Source organism: Streptomyces sp. 142MFCol3.1 (genome assembly GCF_000424945.1).
Taxonomy (GTDB): domain Bacteria; phylum Actinomycetota; class Actinomycetes; order Streptomycetales; family Streptomycetaceae; genus Streptomyces; species Streptomyces siamensis.
The window spans coordinates 127,695-144,126 of the sequence record NZ_AUKV01000012.1; the positions used below are offsets into that span (position 1 = coordinate 127,695).

Annotated in this window: 14 protein-coding genes and 2 pseudogenes; 6 read left to right on the forward strand and 10 right to left on the reverse strand. The window is 73.9% G+C overall.

Features of this window, described 5'->3' with window-relative positions; all coding sequences use genetic code 11:
- Positions 1 to 110 precede the first annotated feature (110 nt).
- The 3 genes and pseudogenes from H305_RS0119280 to H305_RS54890 all read left to right on the forward strand — a co-directional run.
- Complete coding sequence (locus tag H305_RS0119280) at positions 111 to 974, forward strand: helix-turn-helix domain-containing protein (RefSeq protein ID WP_028801822.1); 864 nt, start codon at positions 111 to 113, stop codon at positions 972 to 974.
- 39 nt (positions 975 to 1,013) lie between these two features.
- Positions 1,014 to 1,826, forward strand: a complete 813-nt coding sequence (locus H305_RS0119285) for an SAM-dependent methyltransferase (protein ID WP_028801823.1) — start codon at positions 1,014 to 1,016, stop codon at positions 1,824 to 1,826.
- 60 nt (positions 1,827 to 1,886) lie between these two features.
- Positions 1,887 to 2,267: pseudogene (locus H305_RS54890) on the forward strand (nitrate reductase subunit alpha); the annotation flags it as partial.
- Positions 2,268 to 2,307: 40 nt separating this feature from the next.
- Here the strand turns inward: H305_RS54890 and dnaK are convergent.
- The 4 genes and pseudogenes from dnaK to H305_RS0119305 all read right to left on the reverse strand — a co-directional run bounded on the left by dnaK (position 2,308) and on the right by H305_RS0119305 (position 6,489).
- Positions 2,308 to 4,182, reverse strand: coding sequence for a molecular chaperone DnaK (gene dnaK / locus H305_RS0119290; protein ID WP_028801824.1), 1,875 nt, complete (start codon positions 4,180 to 4,182; stop codon positions 2,308 to 2,310).
- Positions 4,183 to 4,402: 220 nt separating this feature from the next.
- Positions 4,403 to 4,828: an OsmC family protein gene (locus tag H305_RS0119295; protein WP_028801825.1), complete on the reverse strand. Its 426-nt coding sequence runs from the start codon at positions 4,826 to 4,828 to the stop codon at positions 4,403 to 4,405.
- 270 nt (positions 4,829 to 5,098) lie between these two features.
- Positions 5,099 to 5,362, reverse strand: a pseudogene (locus H305_RS0119300) (hypothetical protein); the annotation flags it as partial.
- Positions 5,363 to 5,427: 65 nt separating this feature from the next.
- Complete coding sequence (locus H305_RS0119305) at positions 5,428 to 6,489, reverse strand: ATP-binding protein (protein ID WP_028801827.1); 1,062 nt, start codon at positions 6,487 to 6,489, stop codon at positions 5,428 to 5,430.
- 279 nt (positions 6,490 to 6,768) lie between these two features.
- On the opposite strand from H305_RS0119305, the gene H305_RS49450 reads away from it, so the two are divergent.
- Positions 6,769 to 7,161: a hypothetical protein gene (locus tag H305_RS49450; RefSeq protein ID WP_158690552.1), complete on the forward strand. Its 393-nt coding sequence runs from the start codon at positions 6,769 to 6,771 to the stop codon at positions 7,159 to 7,161.
- A 145-nt stretch (positions 7,162 to 7,306) separates the two neighbouring features.
- On the opposite strand, the gene H305_RS0119315 is transcribed toward H305_RS49450, so the two are convergent.
- Both H305_RS0119315 and H305_RS0119320 read right to left on the reverse strand, forming a co-directional pair.
- Positions 7,307 to 9,382 (reverse strand): phage holin family protein, encoded by a 2,076-nt coding sequence (locus tag H305_RS0119315; protein ID WP_028801829.1) that lies wholly within the window; start codon positions 9,380 to 9,382, stop codon positions 7,307 to 7,309.
- A 105-nt stretch (positions 9,383 to 9,487) separates the two neighbouring features.
- Complete coding sequence (locus tag H305_RS0119320) at positions 9,488 to 9,883, reverse strand: hypothetical protein (protein ID WP_028801830.1); 396 nt, start codon at positions 9,881 to 9,883, stop codon at positions 9,488 to 9,490.
- Positions 9,884 to 10,168: 285 nt separating this feature from the next.
- On the opposite strand from H305_RS0119320, the gene H305_RS0119325 reads away from it, so the two are divergent.
- Positions 10,169 to 10,942 (forward strand): MBL fold metallo-hydrolase, encoded by a 774-nt coding sequence (locus H305_RS0119325; protein WP_028801831.1) that lies wholly within the window; start codon positions 10,169 to 10,171, stop codon positions 10,940 to 10,942.
- An 82-nt stretch (positions 10,943 to 11,024) separates the two neighbouring features.
- Positions 11,025 to 11,633, forward strand: coding sequence for a DedA family protein (locus H305_RS0119330; RefSeq protein WP_028801832.1), 609 nt, complete (start codon positions 11,025 to 11,027; stop codon positions 11,631 to 11,633).
- A gap of 108 nt (positions 11,634 to 11,741) precedes the next feature.
- Here H305_RS0119330 and H305_RS0119335 read toward each other — a convergent pair whose 3' ends face one another.
- From H305_RS0119335 to H305_RS0119350, 4 genes are all read right to left on the reverse strand, one after another.
- Positions 11,742 to 12,929: an MBL fold metallo-hydrolase gene (locus H305_RS0119335; RefSeq protein ID WP_028801833.1), complete on the reverse strand. Its 1,188-nt coding sequence runs from the start codon at positions 12,927 to 12,929 to the stop codon at positions 11,742 to 11,744.
- The gene (locus H305_RS0119340) at positions 12,926 to 14,173 is read right to left on the reverse strand and encodes an aminotransferase class I/II-fold pyridoxal phosphate-dependent enzyme (RefSeq protein WP_028801834.1); all 1,248 of its coding nucleotides are present in this window, start codon (positions 14,171 to 14,173) and stop codon (positions 12,926 to 12,928) included. Before H305_RS0119340 ends, H305_RS0119335 begins: the two co-directional genes overlap by 4 nt.
- Positions 14,174 to 14,303: 130 nt before the next feature.
- A complete protein-coding gene (locus H305_RS0119345; protein WP_028801835.1) occupies positions 14,304 to 15,392 on the reverse strand; it encodes a hypothetical protein in 1,089 nt (362 codons plus the stop codon).
- A gap of 203 nt (positions 15,393 to 15,595) precedes the next feature.
- Positions 15,596 to 16,321, reverse strand: coding sequence for an ANTAR domain-containing response regulator (locus tag H305_RS0119350; protein ID WP_037764600.1), 726 nt, complete (start codon positions 16,319 to 16,321; stop codon positions 15,596 to 15,598).
- Between the last annotated feature and the right edge of the window lie 111 nt (positions 16,322 to 16,432).

Genomic DNA, 16,432 nt, shown 5'->3' on the forward strand with positions numbered 1-16,432 from the left:
CCGGAGGTCACAAAGCCCGCTGCCCACCGCCCCGTTGGCCCGGACCCCCTGAGTGTTCTCCACGAACATGACACACTGCACGCAGACTTCGGCGCGTGGGGAGGCGTGGCGTGAGTGAGCGGCGGGCTGCGCCCACCGTGGGGCAGGTGGTGCTGGGGCGGCGGTTGCAGGAGCTTCGGGAGGCCGCCGGGCTGAAGCGCGAGGAGGCGGCCCAGGTGCTGCGGGTCGCCCCGGCGACGGTACGGCGCATGGAGATGGCCGAGGTCGCCCTCAAGATCCCTTACGTGCAGATGCTGCTGGAGACGTACGGGGTGGCCGACGGCGAGGTGAGCGCGTTCGTCGCGCTGGCCGAAGAAGCCAACCGGCCGGGCTGGTGGCAGCGTTTCCACGACGTGCTGCCCGACTGGTTCAGCATGCACGTCAGTCTCGAGGGCGCCGCCCGGATGATCCGCTCGTACGAGCCGCACTTCGTTCCCGGTCTGCTGCAGACCGAGGACTACGCGCGCGCCGTGCTGGAGGCCGGGACGGTCGGACAGACCGGCCCCGAGGCCATAGAGCGGCATGTCGCGCTGCGCATGAACAGGCAGAAGCTGCTCACCCGCGAGAACCCGCCGCACCTGTGGGTGATCATGGACGAGACGGCGCTGCGCCGGCCCGTGAGCATCGACGGCGGGGTCATGCGGGACCAGATCGACCGGCTCCTCACGGCCATGGAGGGCGATCACGTCACGCTCCAGGTCGCCGAGTACGCGAGCGGCCCCCATCCGGGGACGTACACGTCGTTCGCGCTGTTCCGCTTCGCGGAGCCCGAGCTGCCGGACATGGTGTACAGCGAGTACGTCACCGGCGCCCTGTACCTCGACTCGCGCCCGGAGGTGTCGCAGCACCTGGAGGTCCTCGACCTCATGTCCGCCCACGCGGCGTCCGTGCAGCGCACCAGGAAGATCCTCCGGGAGTTCCGCGAGAGCTTCTGAGACCCGTCGCACCCATCGAGCACCTTGAGGAGCAGCCGCATGACCGAACGTGAAGCCGCGCCCACCCGCGTGGACACCAGCCGGCCCCACCCCGCTCGCGTCTACGACTGGTGGCTGGGCGGCAAGGACAACTACCCGGTGGACGAGGAGCTGGCGCGCAGAATTCTCGCGGCGGACGGCACCGCGGTGCGCGGGGCGCGCGCCAACCGCCGGTTCATGCACCGGGCGACGCGGGCCGCCGCCGACGCGGGGATACGGCAGTTCCTGGACATCGGGACGGGCATCCCCACGGAGCCGAACCTGCACCAGGTGGCCCAGGGCAGCGCGCCGGAGTCGAGGATCGTCTACGCCGACAACGACCCGATCGTGCTGCGTCACGCGCAGGCGCTGCTGCACGGCACCGCCGAGGGTTCCACCGAGTACGTGCACGCCGACGTCCGGGACCCCGAGACGATCCTGCGGCTGGCCGGTGAGTCCCTGGACCTCACGCGGCCCGTCGCGCTGTCGCTGGTCGCGCTCACCCACTATCTGGGCGACGCCGGCGAGGACGACGTGCACGGGCTGCTCAAGGGGTATGTCGACGCGCTCGTGCCGGGCAGCTTCCTGGTGCTGTCCCAGGTGACCTCCGACATCAGTCCGGAGGGTGTGACGAAGGCCGCCGAGCTGTTCCGCCGGAGCGGCACGCCCTTCTATCCCCGCTCGCGGGCCGAGTTCACCCGGTTCTTCGACGGTCTGGAGCTGGTCGATCCGGGCGTGGTGGCGGTCTCCGAGTGGCGACCGGAGGAGGAGGACCTGGCGGCGCAGGCGGAGGGTCCCGTCCCGGTGTACGCGGGGGTGGCCGTCAAGTCCTGACCCGCACGGGTGACGTGAACGGGTGCGCTCCCGCGCCCGCCCCCCGGTTCGGGACAAGGGGTGCCGTTCCTGGTGACGCTGTCGGAGAAGGCGGACGGCGCCTACGTCCCCGCGAAGTTCCTGCGGTGCACCGAGGTGGGGCGGGCCGTTGGGGGCGCCGCGTGGAAGACGGTGGTGCTGGACTCGGTGACCGGCCGGGCGGTGGTGCCGGGCGGCTCTCTCGGCTTGCGCTGGACGGAGTCCGGCAAGGGCAGGCGGAACCTCGAACCAGGCGATGTCGAGCCCGAGTTGACGCTCAACGGGCACGAGACGGCGGGCGGGGTCGAGGTGCTGCTGCCACGCTTCGACACCGAGGGCGGCGAGCACGGCCAAGGCTGCGGCGACGTCGTGCGCCGCGGTGTTCCGGCGACGCGGCCGAGCGGGCGCGGGGGTCCGCTGGTGGACGACGGTCACCCGGCCGGACTCGCTCGCCCGAGGCCGGTCAGGCGGCGCCGCCCTTCGCCTCGCCGTCCCTGGTCTCGTCGACGATCTCCGCGTCCACCACGCCCTCCTCGTCCCCCTGTGCCTGCTCGGTGGGGTGCTCGTCCTGCGCGGGCTGGGTCTGCTGGGCCTGCGCGTACATGGCCTGGCCCATCTGCTGGCTGACGGTGGCCAGCTTCTCGATGCCTTCGCGCAGCACGGCCGTGTCGGTGGAGCCTTCCAGGAGCCTCTTCAGGTCGGCCGCCGCGGCCTGCACCTCCGTCCTGGTCTCCGGCGGAACGCGGTCCTCGTTCTCGCGGAGGAACTTCTCCGTCTGGTAGACGAGCTGCTCGGCCTGGTTGCGGGTCTCCGCCTCCTCCCGGCGCCTGCGGTCGTCCTCGGCGTACTGCTCGGCCTCGCGCATCATGCGGTCGATGTCGTCCTTGGGCAGCGCGGAGCCACCGGTGACGGTCATCTTCTGTTCGCGACCGGTGGCGAGATCCTTCGCCGAGACGTGCATGATGCCGTTGGCGTCGATGTCGAAGGCGACCTCGATCTGCGGGACCCCGCGCGGTGCGGGCGGCAGCCCGGTGAGGTCGAAGACGCCGAGCTTCTTGTTGTACGCGGCGATCTCCCGCTCGCCCTGGTAGACCTGGATGCCCACCGAGGGCTGGTTGTCCGCGGCCGTCGTGAAGATCTCCGAACGCCTGGTCGGGATCGTCGTGTTGCGCTCGATGAGCTTGGTCATGATGCCGCCCTTGGTCTCGATGCCGAGGGACAGCGGGGTCACGTCGAGCAGCAGCACGTCCTTGACGTCGCCGCGGATCACTCCGGCCTGCAGCGCGGCGCCGACGGCCACGACCTCGTCGGGGTTGACGCCCTTGTGCGGGTCCTTGCCGGTGAGCTCCTTCACCAGGTCGGTGACGGCGGGCATACGGGTGGAGCCGCCGACCAGGATGACGTGGTCGACCGCCGACAGTTTCACTCCCGCGTCCTTGACCGCCTGGTGGAAGGGGGTGCGGCAGCGGTCGAGCAGGTCCGCGGTGAGCTCCTGGAACTGCGCCCGGGTCAGCTTCTCGTCGAGGTGCAGCGGGCCGTCGGCGGTGGCGGTGATGTAGGGCAGGTTGACGGTCGTCTCGGTCGAGCTGGACAGTTCGATCTTGGCCTTCTCGGCGCCCTCGCGCAGCCGCTGGAGCGCCATCTTGTCGTGGCCCAGGTCGATGCCGTGCCCGGCCTTGAAGCGCTGGGCGAGGTGTTCCACGATCCGCTGGTCCCAGTCGTCGCCGCCGAGCCGAGTGTCGCCGTTGGTGGCCTTCACCTCGATGACGCCGTCGCCGATCTCGAGCAGCGAGACGTCGAAGGTTCCTCCGCCGAGGTCGAAGACCAGGACGGTCTGCTCCTCGCCCCGGTCCAGCCCGTACGCCAGGGCGGCCGCCGTGGGCTCGTTGATGATGCGCAGGACCTTGAGCCCCGCGATCTCGCCCGCTTCCTTGGTGGCCTGGCGCTGCGCGTCGTCGAAGTAGGCGGGCACCGTGATCACGGCGTCCGTGACGTCCTCGCCGAGATACGCCTCGGCGTCGCGCTTGAGCTTCTGCAGCACCCGCGCCGACAGCTCCTGCGCCCGGTAGCGGGTGCCGTCGACGGAGCCGCTCTCCGGGAAGCGCCAGCTCACGTCGCCCATGTGCCGCTTCACGGAGCGTGCCGTGCGCTCCACGTTCGTGACCGCCTGCCGCTTGGCCACCTCGCCGACGAGCACGTCGCCGTTCTTGGCGAAGGCCACCACCGAGGGTGTGGTGCGCGCACCCTCGGCGTTCGCGACCACGGTGGGGTCCCCGCCCTCCAGGACGGCCACCACCGAGTTCGTCGTCCCGAGATCGATCCCGACCGCACGTGTCATGTCCGTCCCCTTCCGCGAACTCTGCCCGATATCCAGCACAAAACTCGAGTGCCTGGTTGTCAATGGGACGGATGGCCGCTGCCGGGGGGCGCCGCGGGCCCGGCGGGACGGCACGGGGCCGGTGCGACGGCCTTCCCGGTGGGCAGCAGCGGTGCGGCGGCCCGCACACGGCGCTGCCGCGGCCCCGGGAGGGGAATCGCGGCAGCGGTGCGGACGGCTGTCAGGCGAGCTTCGCCGACAGGGTGATCGTCGTGCCGGTCAGCGCCTGGCTGACCGGGCAGTTCTTCTTGGCCTCCTCCGCCGCCGCGACGAAACCGTCGTTGTCGAGGCCCGGCACCGTGCCCTCGACGGTGAGGTGGATGCCGGTGATGCCCTCGCCGGGCTGGAACGTGACGTCGGCGTTGGTGACGAGCTTGGCGGCCGGGGTACCGGCGCCGGCCAGGGCGTGCGACAGCGCCATGGAGAAGCAGCTGGAGTGGGCGGCGGCGATCAGTTCCTCGGGGCTGGTCTTGCCGTTCGCGTCCTGGGCCCGCGACGCCCACGTCACCGGCTGCTGGCCGATACCGGAGGAGTCGAAGGTGACGACGCCGTTGCCTTCGAGCAGGTTGCCTTCCCACACGGTGTGTGCGGTGCGCGTGGTTGCCACGATGAGTCCTTTCGCGTGTGGTCCCCCTCCCGGGGGCCGTGTCCTCATCCGATCACACCCGGGCCCTGCGCACCCACCGGATACGACGCCGACCTGCCGGACCGTGCAGGTGATTTCCCCGGCGGGGCGACCGGCGATGGTGAGCGGCGGGCCCGTCGGCCCGTGCCGGGCCGGGCCGGGTCAAGTGCTCGGGGAATCAGGGGATTCGGCGGGGCGCCTCCCGGAGCGGGCAACCCCGCGGCCCGCGGCGGACGTGTCACCGCACCCGGAGCAGCGGGCGGCGAGGGCATAGCGGTCGGGCTGTTCGCGCTCGCCGGTCGCGGCCGGTACATGGCCGAAGCCGAGGTGGATGACGGCATGGGCGACGGCCCAGGCCCAGGCGGCGGGTTCGGCACGGCGGGTGGGGTGGACGTGCAGGACGCCGTCGGAGTCGACACGCACCAGTCCGTCCCGGGGCGCCCGCGCGCAGCTCTCCTGACGGCAGGTGCTGAATCCGACGGCGGCCAGCGCACGGTTGGCGCGCACCAGCCGCATGCCCTCGGCGAAGGCCTCGGCGGCCGGGTCCGGCTTGTCCTCGGGGCCCTGGGCGTGGCGCCGGCTCACTGCCTGGCCTCGACGAGGCGCGGCATGTCCCGGGCCGCCTCCACCAGGAACCACGCGGGCAGGACGGGATTGCCGTCGGTGTCGGCGGCGATGACGGTCTGGGCGACCTCGACGGAGATCTCGGCGAGCTGGACGAGGAGGGACTTGGCCCGGTACGCGGTCTGGCGGCCGTTCTCGGAGAGATGCTCCCGGTCGACGGGCAGTTCCTTGACGAGTCGGCCTCGGAAGGACTCGGCGAGGTAGTAGAGCAGGTCGCGGTCCTCGGGGCGGTGAGGCCAGCGGGCGTCGCCCTTGACGATCGCCTCGATGCCGAAGCGGCTGCGCACGATCTTGACGTAGCCGCAGAAGGCGACGGCGTGCGCGGGGGTCAGCGTGCCGTGCGCGATCACCGTCAGCGTGGCTTCGTCCAGGGCGGCGCCGAAGGAGTGCAGGGCGTCGGAGAGCATGTGCCAGGAGCGGGGCGTGGAGAAGGGCTCCTCCGTCTTCGGCGGTTTGGACCACAGGTGGTCGGGCCGGTCGGCGAGGTGGTCGAGGACCCAGGGGTGGATGTCGTGGGCGGCGGCCCAGGCGAGCCAGTCCTTCGGCGACGCCTCCAGGTGCACATGGGTGAGGCGGTTGACGAGCGCCGAGGCGATGGGCCGGGCCAGCGCGTTGTCGGTCGCGCGGTTGCCCGCGCCGATCACGATGGACCCCTCAGGCAGTTCGTAGCTGCCGATGCGGCGGTCCAGGATCAGCGAGTAGAAGGCCTTCTGCACGTCGGGGGTCGCCGCGTTCAGTTCGTCGAGGAACAGGCAGTACGGCTCGTCGCGGGCGATCGCCTCGGGCGGGCAGAACACCGAGCGGCCGTCGCGGATCTGCGGCACGCCGATGAGGTCCTCGGGGGCCAGCTGGGTACCGAGCAGACTCACGCACTCCAGGCCCAGCGATTCGGCGAACTCCCTTACGAGGGAGGACTTCCCGATGCCGGGCGCGCCCCAGATGAAGACCGGCCGTACGGTCGCGAGACCGAGCAGCAGTTCCGGTATGCGGGCGGGGGTGACGGTGACGGCTGCCTGCACGCTGGGGCTCCTCGGGGTTGTTCGACGGGGGGCCGCAGGTGCGCGGTGTCCGATGCGGACAGTGTGGGCACCGACGCCCGGCCGTCGCAGCTCATTTTTCTCGCGTGCGGGACCGCTCCCCACCGCTCGCGGATCTGGCGCGCCCCTTCGCCGAGCGGCACGCGGACGGCGCCGAGCCGGTCGTGGAGTCCGTGCACGACCTGTGGCAGAACTCGGGCACCAAGGACGGCTCGCGGCTCGGCAAACCCGTCGCGCCGGCAACAGATGTGACGCTCCGTCATGTCTTCGCCGGAAGGCCCGGTGATCACGCCGGGCCCGGGCGAGACCCGGGTGGCGCTGGACAACGACGAGACCGTGGTGCGGGCCCACCTGTCGACGCGCGAGGCCGCTGGCTCGACGCGCACGCCCGGTTCCGTGGTGGCCCCGCCGTCCGGTGAGGGGCAGCGGGCCGCGGTGGCGCCACTCCCCCGCGACCCGGCCGAGTCGCCGTCCGCGGCCCAGCTCAGGCCGGTCTGGCATCTCGCCGTGGTGGGCTCGGACGCACAGCGCCCGGCCGACGACGTACGCCGTCGGCTGGAGATCCGCGACGTGCCGGGCACCTCGCGGGCGGCTCACGAGATCGAGGGCAACGAGGCGTTGCCGAAGGCCCGCAAGCTTATTGAGGTCGGGTAGGCCGACAGCATGTTCAGGACGCGGCGCCAGGTGGTCGCCCCGCCGGCGTGCTGACGGGGCGGAGGACCCCCGCGGGCCCAGCCGACGGTGCGCGCGACACCGCACGCCGACGGCCGGCCGTCAGGCGACGCTCCTTCGGGGCGCGTCAGGCAGCGCGCTCCTTCGGGGCCGCCGCCAGCGGCACCTGAGGGCCGTCGCACTCGCGCAGCCACCGTCTCAGCACCTGGTGCACCTGCTCCGCTCCGACGAGCGCGGCGCCGTCCCCGACCGGCGCGGACAACGTGACCGGCGACAGCAGGAAGGGCCGCCCCTGGGCGCCGCCGAGTCCGCCGTGCGAGCCGATCTGCTCCTCGAAGGCGAGCACCTCGCCCTCCTCGGGGTCGTACCAGGAGTTGACCATGATGTCGGCGGTGTGCGGGAACGTGTGCGTGCGCCGCACGGCGTCGGCCGCGCCCGGCCCGAAGTCGGCGAGCGGACCGGGGTGTTCATCGTCCAGCTCGTCCAACGGCACCTCCGCGCCGTTCGCGGCGAGGACCAGTGCGCCGTACTCCTCGCTGCGCACGAGCACGAAGCCGACACCGGGGTGGTTGGCCAGCGTGGACAGCAGCGCGGGATGACGGCGGTCGATCTCCTCCCGGCTCATCCGGTGCGGCACGTCCGGGAAGGAGACCAGGCCGAGATTGCCGGAGGCCAGCACGATGGGCTCGGACCGCCGTCGCGCGGGCCGGTGCCGCTCGCCACCCTCCTCGACGGGCCGGCGCAGCGCGGCCCGTACGGCGGCCCGCGCCTCGGCGCCACTGTGCGTGCGCTGCGCCCTGCGCGGCACGGGCAGCCCGCAGCCGGCGCGGACCAGGTTGCCGAGGCTGAGACCGTAGCGGGTCAGGAAGGTCTCGCCGGGGCTCTGACCGTGGTCGGACAGCAGCACGATCCGGTAGGGCCGGGGGGCGTGCTCGGCGACCTTCGCGATCAGCGCGAGCGAGCGGTCCAGCCGCTCCAGCACCTTCTCGGCGTCCCGGCCGCGTGGTCCGGAGTGGTGCGCCACCTCGTCGTAGGCGACCAGATCCGCGTAGACGGCGTTGCGTCCGACGAGCATGTCGCCGATCACCGCGGCGACGACGACGTCCCGCTCGACGACGGTCGCGAAGGCGCGGACGACGGGGTAGAGCCCGCCGCGCTTGACGCGTGGCCGCCGTTTCTTCGCCCGGGCCCGGGAGGACTGGCCGATCTCCCGGAAGACCTCGGCGACGAACGACATGGCGGTCCGTACGGCGTTGGCGGGGTCGGAGAAGTAGGCGAAGTACCCGGCCCGTGAGCGGTTCTCCCGGCCTCGGCGCGCGGCCACGGAAAGGACGAGGGCGAGTTGGCCGGCGCCGCCGCTGAACAGGTTGCCGCGGCTCGCGCCGTCGGCGGTGAGCAGCCCTCCGTCGCCGGTGTGCTCCACGGCCCGGCGCTGGAGTTCGGCCGCGCTGGTGGGCCGGTTGCAGACCATGACCTCCTGGCTGTCCTTCTCGTACCACCGGAACGCCGGGATGTCGTGGTTGCTGCCGTGCAGGATGCCGAGCTGGCTGGCTCCGGTCTGGCTGGACCAGTCGGTGCGCCAGGGCGTGAGCCGGTGGGTGGGGCGGTCGCCGTCGAGCCACCGCGCGACGGTCGGCATCAGGCCCTTCCCGGCGGCCTGTACGAGGAGGTCGTGTCCCACTCCGTCGAGCTGGATGAAGACGGCGCCGGGAGTCGAGGGCCCGGCCCGCCCGTCGCCCCGGCGGCGGCGCCGGTCGGCGAGCCGGTACAGCCGGCGCCGGTACGCGTCGTCGTCCCGTACGGCCAGGGCACCGCCCGTGGCGGAGGCGACGGCGGACATCACGGCGGCGACGACCACCGCGGTCTCCGGGGCGGCCTCGCCCTGCCCGGAGGGGCTGATCCGCAGGGCGAGCAGCAGCAGCGACCCGTTGAGGAAGAACACGAGCAGGCCGAGCACGAGGGCGGGCACCAGCAGCAGGGCCCGCACCAGCAGCGGCCACACCAGCGACGACAGCAGACCGAAGACGCCCGCTCCGGCCGCGGCGGTGACGGCGATCTGCGTGGCGCTGTCGCCGTCGTCCGACTGGAGCTGGAAGTCGGGCAGCAGACCGGCGAGGACGAGCATCGTCGCCGTGGACGCGGCCCAGACGGTGATGCTGCGCCACACTCCGCTGAGGAACCGCCGCCAACGTCCTCCACCCACGCCCAGTCCACCTCGCCTCGCGGCCCGCCCGGTCCGCGAGGCCTGCTCCCACCCTGTCACACCGCCGGCACCGGGCCACGGGCCGTTCGCCGCGCGGAACGCACGTCAGCGGCCGTCGTAGCCCGCCGTCGGCATCGACAGACGGCGGTGGATCCGGGCCTTCATCTGGGCGTCGTACGAGGGTTCGGCGCAGCCGACGGTCTCCACGCGCACCCCGCGGCGCACGCACTCGGCGGTGAACTCGTCGACGGAGACGAGAGCGCGCTCCAGGACCCGGCGGCTCGGTGCGACGAACAGGTCGACGAGACCCGCCTCGACGTCCTCCCACAGGGTGCGGTGATCGGTGCGCAGGCCGCCCACGAGCAGTTCCCGCGTGACCACGTAGCCCCGCTCGGCGGCCCAGCGGGCACAGATCGCGTGCTGGCTGCGGGAGTCGACCAGGAACGGGTCCGCTTCGAGCTCCTCGAGAGGGATCAGACTGGCGATCGCCGTGACCCGCAGCGCCCGTGAGCGGTCCCGGTCGAGCGGACGGTCCGGTGTGTACGGGCCGCGGGCACCGCTCGGTCCGAGCGGACGGTCCGGTGTGTACGGGCCGGGGCCGCCGTGCTCCGGCGGGAACCGGCCGGTGTGCGGGCCGGCGCCGCTCTCCTCCGGCGGGAACCGGCCGGCGTGCGGGACCGAGGCACCGCGCGCGTCTCCCATGGCGTCCCCCTCACCTCCGGGTTTCGCCGCCGACCCTACTCCTGCCCGTAGGCTCGGGGGGAGTCGCGCGAAGGAGGCAAAGAAGTGCCGGTGGAGATCACCTGGTGGGGGCATGCCACCTGCACGCTGGAGGACTCCGGGACACGCGTGCTCACCGACCCCCTCTTCGCGCGCCGGCTCGCGCACCTGCGGCGCAGGCGCGGGGCGCCGCCCCCGCCCGAGGCCGCGGTCGCCGACGTGGCGCTCGTCTCCCATCTGCACGCCGACCATCTGCATCTGCCGTCGCTCGCGCTGCTCGCGCCCGGCACCCGGCTGCTCGTGCCCGAGGGCGCGCCGCGCGCGCTGCCCGGGCTGCGCCGCCTGCGGCACCTGCTGCTCACGGAGATGGCGCCCGGCGACCGGACCCAGGTCGGTGGCCTGGTCGTGCGTGCCGTCCCGGCGCGGCACGACGGACGCAGGCTCCCGGTCGGACCACACCGCTCCCCCGCCCTCGGATACGTGATCGAGGGTGAGGCACGCACGTACTTCGCCGGGGACACCGGCCTGTTCCCGTCGATGGCGGAGGAGGTCGGACCGGTCGACGTGGCGCTGCTGCCGGTGGGCGGCTGGGGACCGTACCTCGGTGAGGGCCACCTCGACGCGGGTCGGGCCGCCCAGGCGCTCGCCCGGTTGTCGCCGCGCAGCGCGGTGCCGGTGCACTACGGCACGTACTGGCCGATCGGGATGGATGCCGTGCGCCCCCATGAATTCCACGCGCCGGGGGAAGAGTTCGTGCGCCTCGCCGCCGAACATGCGCCCCTGGTCTCGGTCCACCGGCTCGGTCACGGCGAGCGCGTCCGGCCGGAGGTCGCACGGTGACGGCGGTGACGGTGACGGAGCTGTCCCCGGGCACGGTGCGCCGGCCGGGGCGCGGCGACGGCGCACGACCGGGGGCCGATCGGTGATATCGCTGTCCGCCGCGGCCACCGTGTCGCCCGAGTCCACTCAGCAGGCCATCGGGTATCCCACGCTGTTCCTGCTCGTCCTGGTCGGCGCGCTCGTCCCGGTGGTGCCGACGGGAGCGCTGGTGAGTTCGGCGGCCGTGGTGGCCTTCCACCAGACGGCGCCGTTCGCGCTGCTGTTGGTCTTCGCCGTCGCGTCGCTCGCGGCCTTCCTCGGGGACGTCACCCTGTACTGGCTCGGCCGGCGCGGCATGCGGTCCAAGAACGGTTCCCGGTGGCTGGCGACACTGCGCGACCGCGCCCCCGAGGAACGCCTCGGCCAGGCGCAGGAGAAGCTGGACGACCACGGCGTCGCCGTCCTCGTGCTGTCCCGTCTCGTCCCGGCGGGCCGCATCCCGGTGATGCTGGCCTGTCTGCTCGCGAAGATGCCGCTGCGCACCTTCGCGCGGGGCGACGTGCCCGCCTGCCTGGCCTGGGCGGTGACGTACCAGCTGATCGGCATACTCGGCGGCTCGCTGTTCAGCGAGCCGTGGCAGGGCGTGGTCGCGGCGGTCGCGGTGACGCTGGCGATCAGTGTCGCGCCGAGCCTGTGGCGCAGGGTGCGATAGCCGGCCAGGCAGACCGGGGCCCGCTTGCCCGGGGCAGACCGGGGCCCGCTTGCCCGGGGGCGGGCCGGGCCCGGCATCCGCGGGGCGCACGGGCGCGGGCCCGGCGGCTCAGTCGGGGACGCGGGAGGCCTCGAGCACCCGTGAGGCCCCGACCGGCAGGTCCCACAGGTCCTCCCGGGGCAGCCCTTCCTTCTCCCAGGCCGCCCGCACCCGCGTCAGCGGCTCAAGGACGGGCTCGGCGGACAGGACGAACGTGCCCCAGTGCATGGGTGCCATGCGGCGGGCACCGAGATCCACCGCCGCGCGGACCGCCTCCTCGGGGTCGCAGTGCACGTCGCTGAGCCACCAGCGGGGGTCGTACGCCCCGACGGGCAGGAGGGCCAGGTCGATTCCCGGGTAGCGGTCGCCGATCCGGGAGAACCAGCGGCCGTAACCGGTGTCTCCGGCGAAGTACACGCGCCGGCCGTCGGGCGCGGTCAGGACCCAGCCGCCCCACAGTGTGCGGCAGGTGTCCGCGAGGCTGCGCTTGGACCAGTGGTGCGCGGGGACGAAGTCGAAGCGGACCCCGCGCAGTTCGGCCGCCTCCCACCAGTCGAGCTCGGTGACCTGGCCGAACCGGCGGCGCCTGAACCAGCGGCCGAGCCCGGCCGGTGCGAACACGGGCGTCTCGCGCGGGAGTCGGCGCAGGGTCGGCGCGTCCAGATGGTCGTAGTGGTTGTGGCTGATCACCACCGCGTCGATCCGCGGCAGCGCGCTCCAGGCCACGCCGACCGGGGTGATCCGGGCCGGGGTGCCGAGGATCTTGCGAGACCACACCGGGTCCGTGAGGACGGTGAGCCCGCCGATCCGCACCACCCAGCTCGCGTGCCCCGCCCAGGAGACGGCGACCGTGCGGGCGTCGACGCGGGGCAGCGGCCCCGGCTCGAAGGGCAGTAGCGGGATGTCGGCCAGCCCTGCGGTCCCGGGGCGCAGCGCCCCCTCGCGCGCGAACCGGGCGAGGGCCCTCAGCCCCGGCAGCGGCGCGGTCAGCCGGTCCGCGAAGGACCGTGGCCACAGCCGCTTCTCGCCGAGCGGGCGGGGCTCGGCGAGGGGGCGGGGCTCGGCGACATGACCGGGGACGGCAGCGGGACGGGGATCGGCGAGAGGACGGGCGTCGACGCGGGGGCCGGCCTCGGCCGGCGCGGCGGGGGGAAGGGGTGAGGACAGGTGCCCGGCCGCCTCCGGGCTCGCACAGGACGCCGGATCGTCGGCGTCCTGGGTGGTCGTGCTCGTGGTCGACTCGGACTGCTGCGTCATCGAGGAGGCTCCCATCGCTGAGCTTCGTCGCGAAGATCGTCGAAGGCCGACCCCAGCAGGGTCAACGCGTGTTGCACATGCGGCAGTTCCAACGGCGAGGAGGCGGTGAGGCATTCCTCCCGCTCCTCGTCCGTGGTGCCGAGCAGCGGTCCCGTGCCCAGCCGTACGCGCAGCGCGGCGAGGTCGTCGCCGAACCGGTGGCCGCCCGGCGCGGGCATCCCGAGCCGGGCGGTGAGGAAGTCCTCCAGGTCCTGGGCGTCGCCCACACCGTGCGCGCCGAGCGCGGTGCGCAAGGGGCCGAGGTCCACGTACAGGTGTCTGCCCGCCTGCGGGGGCCGCGCGAGCGCGCCCGCGCCGACCACCGCGCGGTGCGCGGCACGCGCCACGCCCGCGTGCAGGCGTACGGCTGCCGCGAGCCGCTCGGTGACCGCCTCCGGCTCGCCGAGCGCGTACGCGGCCGCCGCGGCGACCGGTTCCGCGACGCGCGCGCCGAGCACGGTGAGCACGTCGAGGACCTGCGAACGCAACCGCGCCCCCGGGGCGTTGTCGGGGAACCGGGCGACGGCGGCCGGCCAGCCCTGCGGCAGGAACGGGCCCGCGAGGTCGGTGAGAACGGTGACGCGGTCGGGGAGCATCTCGGCGGGGCTGAGCAGCACGGTGTCGTGCGCCCGGTGCAGGGTGTCGCGCCACGTCTCGTCGCTGACGACGTGCAGCCCCTCGCCCGCCGCCGCCTCCACGGTCTCGTGCACCAGTTCGGGCGGTGCGACGGTGGCGGTGGGGTCGTCGGCCACCGACAGGACGACCAGGCGCGGATCGCCGCCCTCCGTGCGGATCCGGCGGACTGTCTCCAGGAGGGCGTACGGGTCCGGGACGCCGCCGCACTCGGCGGGGGTCGCCACATGGAAGACGGACCGTCCCAGCAGGCGGGCCTGCGGCTCCCACCACGCGGCGCAGGGACGGGGCACCAGGACGTCGCCGCCGAGTGCGCCGGTCAGGGCGAGGAGCAGCGCGGGAGCGCCGGGCGCGGCGGCCACCAGATCGGCCGTCGCGGGCAGTCCGCGGCGGTTCCAGTAGCCGCAGGCCGCTGCGAGGAGTTCGGGTCCGCCGCCGCAGGGCTCGGCGCCGGCCGGACCGACGGCAGCGGCGAGCACGGAGCCGAGGGCGGGCAGCACGGGCAGGCCCTGGCCGGGCAGGGGCGGACCGTAGCGGACCGGGCCGTGGTCTTCCGGATCCGTCCGCCGCATGAGTGCCTCCCCGCAGTCCGTGGTGCCGTGCCCTGTCCGGGTTCCCGCCCCGGCACGGCCCTCGGCCGTCTCCGTACCCACGGTGCCAACGCCCCATGGGCACCCGGCCGGGCCGGGCTCCGCCGCGGTGTCAGCGGCCCCAGGTCCTGCGCCGACGGCGCAGGCGGTGCACCGCCGCTCCCACGGCCCCCGCGATGAGGACGCTCCCGCAGATCAGCGCCGGGACGGAATCGGTGAAGGTGCCGCCCGCACCGGCGTCCACCCCGCGCTGGACGGCCGCGGCGCCGTACTCGTCCGTGGTGCCGTGTTCCCCGCCGGTGCCGTGCTCCCCGCCGGTGCCGTCCTCCCCGGTCTTCCCGTGGTCGTCGGTGCCGCCCTCGTCCTCGGCCGTCCCGTGTTCCCCGCCGGTGCCCCGGCCCACGGAGTAGGAGGCGCTCCAGGGCTTCGACCGGCCGCCGGCCGCGGCGGGGCAGGCGCCGTCGACGCCCCACTGGGAGTCGGCGTCGGAGGTGCTGCCCCCCGTCGGGATACGGGCCGTGCCGCGGTACGAGACGGCCGTGGCGCCACCGGGATCGGCCACGCCGGCCGTACCTCCGGGATCCGTCAGACCTGACGTGCCGCCGGGATCCGTCAGACCTGACGTGCCGCCGGGATCCGTCAGGCCTGACGTGTCTCCGGGATCCGTCAGGCCTGACGTGTCTCCGGGATCGGTCAGGCCCGTCCCGGTACCCGGGTCCGTCAGGCCCGCCGCGCCGTCGAGGTCCGTCAGACCCGTCGAGCCGTCGGGATCCGTCAGACCCGCCGGGCCGTCGGGATCCGTCACGCCTCCCGGATCCGTGAGACCCGCCGCGCCACCGGGACCCGTGTCACCGGGTGTACCCGGCGCCTGCGTCGGACCGGGCACGCCACCCGGATCCGCGGTGCCCGGCGTCCTTCCCGCACCCGGCGCGCTCTGCGGACCCCCCGCTCCGGTCACGCCGTCCTGGACGCGGTGCAGCTGGATCTTGCCCTCCTCGAACCCCTTCGAGGTGGCGTCGATGGACTCCGGCGGGGCCCCGGTGAGTTCGTCGCAGGTCACGGAGACGGTCACGGTGCCCCCGGGTTCCACGGACCCCGGGCTTACCTTCGCATCCGGATCCGCGGACGCGGCCGACGCGGAGGCACCCAGGGCGGCACCGGCCAGGGCGAGGGCGGACAGGACACGGGCGGTGCGGCGCATGGATGGGGCTCCTTCGGCAGGGCGGATTCCCGAGAAGCACGGCCGTCGCGCCCCTCGGGCCCATCACAGCCCGACCCGCTGCCGGGCGCGCGCCGCCGGACACCATTCGCGGGAAAACGGGCGTCCGAGCGGGTGACACCGCACGGCCCGCCCGGTGCCCCCGGCGCCGCGTGGGACGGCCGCCGGGCGGGGGCCACGGCCGCTCAGCCGGACAGGGAGAGCAGCTCCCGCTCCAGCCCGCGGCCACGTCTGTCCACGACCGCGCCGGCGACGTCGGCGAGTTTCCGATTGGTGCCCTGCGAGATCCGGCGCAGCACCGCGAAGGCCCGGTCCGCGTCGCAGCCGAGGACGTGCATGACGATGCCGCAGGCCTGGTCGACAACGGGCCGGGAGCGCAGCGCCGTGCCCAGCTGGTCCAGTTCGGTGAGGGCGGCACGGTAGGAGAGGTCGCGGACCAGACAGCTCGCGGCGAGGTCGCCGAGCGCGCGGGCGGGGCCGTGCGGGGCGTCCTTCAGCGCGCCGGGCCGGAAGCTGTAGAGGCTGAGGGTGACGGTCAGCCCGGACCGCCGAAAGGGGATGGTGACGCTGGAGCGGACGCCCGAGTCGAGGGCCACGGCCCGGTACTCCGGCCAGCGCTCCTCGACGAGCAGGTCGGCCGAGTCGACGGGTGCGCCGCGTTCCACGGCGGCCGGGATCGGTCCGTCGCCGGACCGCAGCTGCACCGAGACGAGCCCGGCGAGATCGGGGTGGGTCACCGCGGCGGGGCGCTCAGCGCCACCGCGGGAGACCGTGCTGCTCGCGCCGCAGCAGTCGACGGCGCAGCGCGCGGCCTGCTCGGCGAGTTCCGACAGTCGGCGTCCCGGATGGGCCGAGTCGGGTGACTCCGCGCCCAGAGCGCCGAGTCGACCGTTCTCCGGCGTGATCGGCATGATCGCCTCCTCCGCTCCTTCCACCCCTCTCCCTCGGCGCCTTCCCGCTCACCTGCGCGGAAAACGGGTCCTGCGGGTTCTCCCCCCGGCCCACCCGGAACGGCGGGTTCG